General features: G+C 53.6%; 2 protein-coding genes and 2 pseudogenes. 3 read left to right on the forward strand and 1 reads right to left on the reverse strand.

The genetic code is table 11. The features are described from left to right. Both NKJ55_RS35215 and NKJ55_RS35220 read left to right on the forward strand, forming a co-directional pair. The coding region (locus tag NKJ55_RS35215; RefSeq protein WP_352453898.1) for a thioesterase domain-containing protein at nucleotides 1-1054 on the forward strand (1054 nt) is incomplete at its 5' end. Nucleotides 1055-1121: 67 nt separating this feature from the next. Continuing rightward, nucleotides 1122-1784 (forward strand): 4'-phosphopantetheinyl transferase family protein, encoded by a 663-nt coding sequence (locus NKJ55_RS35220; RefSeq protein ID WP_352453899.1) that lies wholly within the window; start codon nucleotides 1122-1124, stop codon nucleotides 1782-1784. A 48-nt stretch (nucleotides 1785-1832) separates the two neighbouring features. On the opposite strand, the pseudogene NKJ55_RS35225 reads toward NKJ55_RS35220, so the two are convergent. Then, nucleotides 1833-2215, reverse strand: a pseudogene (locus tag NKJ55_RS35225) (transposase); the annotation flags it as partial. Between the two features lie 79 nt (nucleotides 2216-2294). Between NKJ55_RS35225 and NKJ55_RS35230 the strand changes: the two are divergent. Continuing rightward, nucleotides 2295-2440: pseudogene (locus tag NKJ55_RS35230) on the forward strand (transposase); the annotation flags it as partial.

Here is a 2440-nt window from a genome sequence, read left to right on the forward strand (position 1 = left end):
CTGGGCGGAGCTTCTCGGGGTCGAGCGGGTCGGACGCCATGACAACTTCTTCGAGCTCGGCGGCCACTCGCTGCTGGCGGTGCAGGTGCTCAGTCGAGCATTAGATCTTGGCCTGAACTTTAGCGCCGCTGGCCTCTTCCAAGCTCCCGTTCTGAAGGACCTTGCATCGAAGATTCCTTTGGAGCCACAGCCCAGTAGTACGGAAGTGATTTCCGTCCGACCAACCGGATCGCAGCCGCCGCTGTTCTTTGTTCCCACAGGTTGGGGCGATTGTTCCTATGTCTTCAGCTTGGTAAAGGAAATGAACGTAGACTGTCCCGTCTATGCTTTGCCGTGGCCGTCTTTCGATGAAGCTCGTTCAATGACCCTTGAAGCGATTGCTGCAACGGTGGTCCTGGCAATCAAACAGATTCAGCCCCAAGGTCCGTACCGCTTCGCAGGATACTCCTCGGGTGGCATCTTGGCTTACGCCATAGCCCAGCGTTTACTGGGTCTGGATGAAACCGTGTCTTTCATGGCGTTCATCGATGTTATGTTGATTGCAAATCAATCGAGCACATCCCCGTCTCAGATCGTCCGAAATATGGTGCTGGAACGTTTCGAATCCATGGATGATAAGAGCTTCAAAGTGTTGGAACGCTCTGCTGGACAATGTTCAATTGCTCAGCTGCTCGAAAAGGCACAGAAAATTGGAGCAATACCTCCGGATCGTGATCTCCACAATGACGTTCTGATGTATGAAAGAATCGCCCAATTTCATAGGGCGCTGCAGTCGTATCAAGTTCCATCCCTGCCAATTGAGATACATCAGTTTTATGCCATTGAGCCACTCATCAGTCGTCGGATACCACCTGATAAAGCCTTTACAGGTCCAGAGGCCAGTTCGCCCATGCGCGGTTGGGACCGGGTCTTGAGCACGACCTCTGTTCACGCCACACCGAGCCCAGGCGACCACGTGACGATGATGAGTATTCCGGAAAACAGCGTAATTCTGGCACGCTCCTTGTCACGAGCCTTGGGTCGTGCGGACTCTACGATCGAACGAAGCCGGTGACGCGGCACTTGGCGGGACGGCTTACGGTGACCATTCTGTCAACTGAAGCGGCGCTGGCTGTTGATTTGTGTCATACTTTCAAGCTCAAAGGATTCAACACGTAGAGATTATCCCGTCTGATCACCCGAACATCCTCATCGGCATTCGTCGGATAGAACACGGCGACCAAACCGCCTTGTTCTCTTCAGAAGTTGCCGCGCTAGGACGCGCTGTGGCCAAAGTCCGTCGTCAAAGCGGTGCTGCTAGAATAATTGCGCGAACACTCCTTGGCCAAATGGGATTTCCCCCGACCCCTATCGTCAAGACACGATCTGGTGTTCCGACTTGGCCAGCTGGCATTGTCGGCTCATTGGCTCACCACGATACAGCAGCAGCAGCAGCCATTGCAGAGAAGAAAAGGATCGCAACGCTCGGTATTGACATTGAACCTAACGAACCGTTGCCGAGGGAATTAGTCGAATTGATTGCTACCCCACGCGAGCGAAAAGTTTATGAATTGAGCCTGCATAAGAGGCGGCTTCTATTTGTTTTGAAGGAGGCGGTATATAAATCGTATTTTCCGATTTATAAAAACATTATTGAATTTCAGGATATTGAAATTGACATCTACGCTCGATCAGGTCACGTTCCGAAATCAAATTTTACAGTTTCACTGGAGATCATCATTTCGAACGGGAATATGATCGGCCTGTCGTACTTTGAGCCTATTTCAAAACGTAAGATGACGTGATGTGATTTTCCGGGTGAGCGGTTGCACAGTACACGACGGTCAGGGTTCTTCCGCCTTCGCGAACTTTGCCTCGATGCAGGCCTGGACCCAGCGCTGGCGGATGCGTGTCAACGAGGAATGATCCGGCAGCGCTTCATGCAGGCCATAGCGACGAACCACCGGATGGCGACGTTGACCTGGGCCTCGCGCATCAGCCGGCGATCGTGCACAATCCCGAGCAGGAAGCCGGCGAGCATCAGGCGAACTGCGACCTCGGGATCGATGCCCGGGCGACCATTGTCATTGCAATAGAGATCCGCGACGTCGCCGTGCAGCCATGACAGATCAAGCACACGGTCAACCTTGGCTAGAACATGGTCATCGGGAACAAGTTGTCGTAGCGAGCCGGTCATGAACAGTTCGAGCTGATCTCGCTCTTTCCGGCCGAGCATCGCGAATCCTCCGGCGAATCAACGATTGCTCAATTGAATCAGTGGCAGAGGACTTATTCAACAGCCCCTACGTGCACTCCTCAGAAACGCGCTCGACTACGTGCCGCGCAAGGTCGACGACGATTGCCTGATGGAGCTCCGATGGTTCTACGACCGGCGCGACCTTGCCGAGGTCAAACGCGACCTGGCGCAGTGGATCGCCAAATGGCAGGCCAAATACCCGAA

This window comes from Mesorhizobium sp. M0106, from assembly GCF_040322715.1.
Taxonomy (GTDB): Bacteria; Pseudomonadota; Alphaproteobacteria; order Rhizobiales; family Rhizobiaceae; genus Mesorhizobium.